The 6267-nt window shown below is 70.3% G+C and carries 5 protein-coding genes and 1 pseudogene; 2 read left to right on the top strand and 4 right to left on the bottom strand.

Annotated features, from left to right (window positions below; genetic code table 11):
• Nucleotides 1–583: pseudogene (locus tag G6026_RS17295) on the bottom strand (acyl-CoA dehydrogenase family protein); the annotation flags it as partial.
• Between the two features lie 116 nt (nucleotides 584–699).
• On the opposite strand from G6026_RS17295, the gene G6026_RS09725 reads away from it, so the two are divergent.
• Both G6026_RS09725 and G6026_RS09720 read left to right on the top strand, forming a co-directional pair.
• The gene (locus tag G6026_RS09725) at nucleotides 700–1884 is read left to right on the top strand and encodes a CoA transferase (RefSeq protein ID WP_182613045.1); all 1185 of its coding nucleotides are present in this window, start codon (nucleotides 700–702) and stop codon (nucleotides 1882–1884) included.
• Between the two features lie 30 nt (nucleotides 1885–1914).
• Nucleotides 1915–3018, top strand: coding sequence for a zinc-binding dehydrogenase (locus G6026_RS09720; RefSeq protein WP_182613044.1), 1104 nt, complete (start codon nucleotides 1915–1917; stop codon nucleotides 3016–3018).
• Between the two features lie 291 nt (nucleotides 3019–3309).
• Here G6026_RS09720 and G6026_RS09715 read toward each other — a convergent pair whose 3' ends face one another.
• The 3 genes from G6026_RS09715 to G6026_RS09705 all read right to left on the bottom strand — a co-directional run.
• Nucleotides 3310–4452 (bottom strand): thiolase family protein, encoded by a 1143-nt coding sequence (locus G6026_RS09715; protein WP_107756807.1) that lies wholly within the window; start codon nucleotides 4450–4452, stop codon nucleotides 3310–3312.
• A gap of 52 nt (nucleotides 4453–4504) precedes the next feature.
• On the bottom strand, nucleotides 4505–5710 hold the full coding sequence (locus G6026_RS09710; RefSeq protein WP_107756808.1) for an acyl-CoA dehydrogenase family protein: 1206 nt from the start codon (nucleotides 5708–5710) through the stop codon (nucleotides 4505–4507).
• A gap of 63 nt (nucleotides 5711–5773) precedes the next feature.
• The coding region (locus tag G6026_RS09705; protein ID WP_182613043.1) for an SDR family oxidoreductase at nucleotides 5774–6267 on the bottom strand (494 nt) is incomplete at its 5' end.

Genomic DNA, 6267 nt, shown 5'->3' with positions numbered 1-6267 from the left:
CGGGCCGCGTCCGGGCGAACAGCACGAACAGGTCCGCCACCGGGGCGTTGGTGATGAACCGCTTGGTGCCGTCGATCACCCAGTCCCCGCCGTCCCGGACGGCCCTGGTCGTCAGTCCCGCCGGGTTGGACCCCGCGCCGTCCTCGGTCAGGGCGAAAGACGAGATGACCTCGCCGGAGGCGATCCGCTCCAGCCACTCGGCCTTCTGCTCGTCGGTACCGAAGCCCACGAGGACCTGCCCGGCGATTCCGTTGTTGGTGCCGAACAGGGACCGCATCGCCAGGCTGGTGTACCCGAACTCCATCGCCAGCTCGACGTCCTGGGACAGGTTCACCCCGAGGCCGCCCCATTCCTGAGGGATCGCGTATCCGAACATCCCCATCTCGGCCAGTCCGGTCCGGATGTCGTCCGGGACCGCGTCGGCGTCGGCGATCTCCCGCTCACGCGGGACCACCACCGTCCGGATGTAGTCGCGGGTCGCGGCGAGGATCGCGGCGAAGTCCTCCGCGTCGACCCCGGACCCCACCGCGGCGTGCGACCCCGCTCCCGGATCAGACCCCGCCGCGTCCGCCTGCACGCTCATGTTGCGCCCTTCGTCGTGAACCTCGCGGGACCGGGATCCGGTGCAGCGATGCCTAAACCATTATCATCAATTGGAAGGCGGGGCAACAGCCACCACCGGAGCGACGGGAGCCACCGATGACCGACCTCGGCGAGCCGCGACCCCTCAGCGGGATGCGCGTGATCGAACTGTCCAGCTTCGTCGCCTCTCCCCTGTGCGGGCTCACGCTCTCCCAGCTCGGCGCCGAGGTCATCCGGGTCGACCCGGTGGGTGGAGCGGCCGACGTGCACCGCTGGCCGGTCGCCCCGGACGGGACCTCGATCTACTGGACCGGGCTCAACCGGGGGAAGTCCTCGGTGACCCTCGACCTGCGGTCTGACCGGGGTCGGCAGGCGCTGCGAGACCTCGTCACCGCTCCCGGGGAGGGCGGCGGCATCCTCGTGACCAACTCCGGCGGCCGCGACTGGATGAGCCATGATCGCCTGGCGTCGGCCCGGCCCGACGTCATCACCCTCGAGCTGCTCGGGCGCCGCGACGGCGGCCCAGCAGTGGACTACACCGTCAACGCCGGCCTCGGGTTCCCCGCGATCACCGGGCCGACCGGCGGGCAGGGTGGTGAGCAGAACGGCGGCCCGGTGGTCAACCATGTCCTGCCCGCCTGGGACGTCGCGGCGGGCCTGCATGCCGCCCTGGCCGTGGTGGCCGCCGTCCGTGACCGCGAGCGGACCGGCCGGGGGCGTCGGATCGTCCTGCCCCTCGACGACGTCGCCCTGGCCACCGCCGGCACGCTGGGCTACCTCACCGAACCACAGATCGACGGTTCCTCGCGGCCTGCGGTGGGCAACTACGTGTACGGCACCTTCGGCAGGGATTTTCCCACCGCCGACGGCGGCCGGGTGATGGTCGTCGCCCTGACCACCAGACATTTCCACGACCTGGCGCGGGTGACCGGCACCCGGGATGCCGTCGACGCCCTGGAGTCGGCGACCGGCGCCGATTTCGACACCGAGGCCGACAGGTACTCCTACCGCGAGGTCCTGTCCGCCCTCTTCGCCCGGTGGTTCGCCGCACACACCACCGACGAGGTCACCCGGGCACTGGCGGCCTCGTCGGTGCTGCACGAGCGGTACCGCACCTTCGACCAGGTGGTCGCGGAGGGGGATCTCGAGGCCAACCCGCTCTTCGCTCCCCTCGAGCAACCCGGGCTGGGGTCCTACCTCGCGGCCGCGCACCCCGCGACCTTCGACGGCCGGCACATGACCGCAGGCCCCGCACCGACTCTGGGGGCGGACACCGATCGCCTCACCGCAGAAGGGCACTGAGGCACCCGTCCACTGCGTACAGTCGCCACCATGAAGGCTGCGGTGTGTGTCGACACGGAATCCCCCCTGGTGATCGAGGACATCCCGATCCCCCAACCGGCGGAGGGCGAGGTCCTGATCCGCAACACCGCCTGCGGGGTGTGCCACACCGACCTGCACGTGATGAAGGGCGAGGTCCAATTTCCCCTGCCCGGGGTCCTGGGGCACGAGGTCTCCGGGGTCGTCGCCGAGGTCGGCCGCGGCGTGACGGCGGTCCGCCCGGGCGACCGCGTGGTGGGCTCGTTCATCATGCCGTGCGGGTGGTGCGAGAACTGTGCCCGCGGGATGGAGGACCTGTGCTCGACGTTCTTCGAGTACAACCGCCTGCGCGGGACCCTGTACGACGGCGAGACCAGGCTCCACCGCGCGAACGGTGAGCCGCTGTCCATGTATTCCATGGGCGGCCTCGCCGAGTACAGCGTCACGCCCGCCACCGCGGTGTTCGCCCTCCCGGAGGAACTGGACCTCGCGGACTCGGCGATCCTGGGGTGCTCGCTGTTCACCGCCTACGGTGCCGTGCGGAACGTCGGGGACGTCCGGACCGGTGAGTCGGTCGCGGTCGTGGCGGTGGGCGGGGTCGGGCAGAACATCGTCCAGCTGGCGGCGGTGAGCGGCGCCGAATCCGTCATCGCCATCGACGTGGACGACGAGAAACTCGCCCTCGCACGCCGCATGGGCGCCACCCACACGATCAACTCGCGGCAGGTCGATGCGACCGAGGCGGTCATGGAGATCACCGGCGGCAGGGGCGTCGACACCGCCTTCGAGGCCCTCGGATCAGCGGCCACCACCCGCCAGGCCACCGAGATCGCGCGCGAGGGCGGCAGGGTCGTGGTGGTGGGCATCCCGCCGGCCGGAACGGTGCTCGATGTCGACCTCGCGCGGGTCGTGAGACGCAAGATCCAGATCAAGGGTTCCTACGGCGCCCGCGCACGGCAGGACCTGCCCGCGCTCATCCGGCTGCTCGCCGCAGGGAGACTCGATCTGAGCAGTGTGATCTCGCGGCGCGTGGGGCTTGAGGAGGCGCCCGGGACCTACCAGGCGCTCGACCGCGGGGAGGTTCTCGGCCGCGCCGTCGTGCTCACCGGGGCCTGAGCCGGGCCGGGGCCGGGGCCCGACCCTCAGCACAGGCCCCGCCGCGACGCCCCCTCGCCGGGCATCCGCACGCGCGAGAGTACGCCCACAGCGCAGCCGCCCCCGACGATGGCGTCTGGCGTGCGCAGATGCGCAGGCTGGAGTTCATCGCGGGGGGCGGCTGCGAGTCCCCGGTCAGCCGCTCGCGCGGATGCTCGCCGACCGCAGTTGCACGCCGACCGCGGATGCACGCCGACTCGTGATGTGAGGGCCTACTGGGGACGCTTGGGCCGGCTGGTGATGCGAGGGCCGTCAGAGTAGCTCGATGATCGTGGCGTTGGCCTGTCCACCGCCCTCGCACATCGTCTGCAGGCCGTACTTGATGCCCTCGTTCTTCATGTGATGGACGAGGTCGGCGAAGATCCGGGCCCCGGAGCCGCCGAGCGGGTGGCCGAGGGCGATCGCGCCACCGTTGGGGTTGAGCCTGGCCGGGTCGGCGCCGGTCTCGGCGAGCCACGCCATCGGGACCGAGGCGAAGGCCTCGTTGACCTCGAACACACCGATGTCGTCGACGGTCAGGCCGGAACGCTCGAGAGCCTTGGCCGTGGCCGGGATCGGTGCCGTGAGCATGATGACCGGATCGTCCCCCGCCAGAGTGGCGGTGTGGACCCGGGCGATCGGGGTGCAGCCGTACCTGGCGGCGGCCTCCTCGCTCATGACGAGGATCGCCGCGGAGCCGTCCGAGATCTGCGAGGCGTTGCCGGCGTGGATCACACCGTCGGACTTGAACGGGGTCTTGAGCCCCGCCAACCCCTCGACCGTGCTCCCCCGGCGGATTCCCTGATCGGCGTCGAAGACCCCGTCCGGGGTGGTCACCGGGACGATGTGTCCGGCGAAGAACCCGGCGTCCTGGGCGGCAGCGGCCTTCTCGTGCGAGGCCACGGCGAACTCGTCGAGCTGCGTGCGGGACAGGCCCCATCGCTCGGCGATCATCTCGGCGCCGACACCCTGGTTGGGCATGGTGCCGTCGTAGCGATCGAGGAAGTCCTGCCCGTACGGGATCCCCTCGCCGGTGATGGAGCTGCCCATCGGCTGACGGGTCATGGATTCGACACCGCCGGCCACCACCACGTCGTGGTAGCCGGACTCGACGACCGCGACGGCGAAGCTCAGCGCCTGTTGAGACGACCCGCACTGGCGGTCGACGGTCACACCCGTGACGGTCTCGGGCCAGCCGGCCGAGAGAACCGCTGTGCGTGCGATGTCCCCGGTCTGCTCACCGGCCTGGGTCACGCACCCCCAGATCACGTCCTCCACGACCCCGGGGTCGATTCCGGCGCGCTCGACCAGAGCGTTCAGGACCGTGCCCGACAGATCGGCCGGATGCACGCCGGCCAGACCACCGTTGCGTTTGCCGACCGCGCTGCGCACGGCCTCGACGATTACTGCTCCCATATCCCGCATTCCTCCAACTCGGTCCACCTGGAACTGGTGGAAACTCCTAGTGTTACCCGATGAACGGCGGCGTACGCCGGAGTTCGCCGCGCGCGATGGTGCGGCGGTGCACGGCGTCCGGCCCGTCCACGATCCTCAGGGCCCGCGCCCAGGCGTAGAAGTACGCCAGTGGCGTGTCGTCGGACACCCCCGCCCCGCCGAAGATCTCGATCGCCCGGTCGATCACGGTGCAGGCGACCTGTGGCGCGATCACCTTGATGGCGGAGATCTCGAACCGGGCCTCCTTGGCCCCGACGGTGTCGATCATCCAGGCACAGTGCTGGACCTGGAGGCGGGCCTGGTCGATCTCGATGCGGGAGTTGGCGATGTGCTCCTGCACTACGCCCTGTTCCGACAGGTACCCGCCGAAGGCGTGGCGGGACTTGGCGCGGTCGACCATGAGGGCCAACGCCCGCTCTGCCATCCCGATGGCACGCATGGCGTGGTGGATCCGGCCCGGGCCGAGGCGCGCCTGGGCGATCGCGAACCCGGCCCCCTCCTCGCCGAGCAGGTTCGACGTCGGCACGCGGACGTCCGAGAAGACCAGCTCGCAGTGGCCGTGCTGGTCCTGGTAGCCGAACAGCGGCAGGTTTCGCTCGATGGTCAGCCCCGGGGTACCCCGCGGCACCAGCACCATGGACTGCTGACGGTGCGTCTCGGCGGAGGAGTCCGTCTTGCCCATGACGATGAAGATCTCGCATCGCTCGTCCGCCACTCCCGTGATCCACCACTTGCGGCCGTTGATCACGTACTCGTCACCCTCGCGGCGGATGACGGTCTGGACGTTCGTCGCGTCCGAGGAGGCGACGTCCGGCTCGGTCATGGCATAGGCCGAGCGGATCGTGCCCTCCTTGAGCGGCTCGAGGTAGGCCGCCTTCTGCTCGTCGGTCCCGAACAGGTGGAAGGTCTCCATGTTCCCCGTGTCGGGGGCCTGCGAGTTGATGGCCTCCGGGGCGATCACCGGCGACCAGCCCGAGATCTCCGAGACCGCGGCGAACTCGAGATTGGAGATGCCGGACCACTCGGGCAGGAAGAGGTTCCACAGCCCCCGCCGGCGCGCCTCCGCCTTGAGGTCCTCCATGACGGGCGGGTGCTCGTGGTCGCCGTGGGTGCGGAGGTACTCGGCCCATACCGGTTCGGCGGGGAAGACATGCTCGCGCATGAACTCCCACATGTTCTCCTGCAGCTCGACGCTGCGCTGACTGGGGGCGAATTCCATGGTGCTCTCTCCTGGATCTGGGGTGTGTTGTGGGGCATGCCGCCTGGTGAAAGGGCACGCCTCCTAGTGAAGGGTCATGCCGCCGTCGACGGTGAGAGTCGACCCGGTGACGAACGACGAGGCGTCGGAGGCGAGGAACAGAAGGGCGGAGTCGAGCTCCGGTTGCAGGCCCAACCGTCCGAAGATCGTGCGCCCCGTGATGTCGGCGAGCATCGACTCCGGGATCTCGTCGGTCATCTCCGAGGCGAAGTACCCTGGGGCGAGCGCGTTGACGCGGATCCCCCGCCGGCTCCCCCACTGCGCCGCGAGGTCCCGGGTCAGCCCCAGGACGGCGGCCTTCGAGGCGGAGTAGGCGGCCTGCGGGGCGAATCCCGCGGTCAGTCCGAGGACGCTGGCCACGTTGACGATGCTCGACCCCGGCTCCATGACGGCCGCGCACTCCTTGGCCGCCCAGTAGGCGCCGTGGAGGTTCACGTCCACCACACCCCGGAACTGCTCGGGTGTCTCCTTGAGCGCGGGCACCGCGGTACCGACTCCGGCGTTGTTGACCAGGATGT

Origin of the sequence: Dietzia sp. DQ11-38-2 (assembly GCF_014145055.1) — a bacterium.
In the GTDB taxonomy this organism is placed as follows: domain Bacteria; phylum Actinomycetota; class Actinomycetes; order Mycobacteriales; family Mycobacteriaceae; genus Dietzia.
Note: the sequence above shows the minus strand (reverse complement) of the source record. Positions and strands in the feature narration are given on the sequence as shown.